General features: G+C 56.6%; 1 protein-coding gene. It reads right to left on the bottom strand.

The features are described 5' to 3' along the window. Positions 1-242, bottom strand: a 242-nt coding sequence (locus MXD62_RS39670; protein WP_368862358.1) for a histidine kinase dimerization/phospho-acceptor domain-containing protein, incomplete at both ends; no start/stop codon positions are given.

Below are 242 nucleotides of genomic sequence, written 5' to 3'. Positions count from 1 at the left end.
AGTTTGGTCATCCGCACAGACTCGTCATAGATAATTTGCGCCAGTTCCTTGTGCTCCTCCGGCGATGCGGCGATATCATCCACGATGGCTTCGCTGTATCCTTGCAGCATGGACAGCGGCGTGCGCAGCTCATGCGAGACGTTCGCCAAAAAGTCCTTGCGCAGCTTGTCCAGCTTTCGCTCCTCTGTCACGTCGCGAAGCACAGCTACAGCGCCGCGAATTTGATCGCGGTCATACAAGGG

The organism is Frankia sp. Mgl5 (assembly GCF_023242985.1).
Classification (GTDB): Bacteria; Actinomycetota; Actinomycetes; order Frankiales; family Frankiaceae; genus Parafrankia; species Parafrankia soli.
Note: the sequence above shows the minus strand (reverse complement) of the source record. Positions and strands in the feature narration are given on the sequence as shown.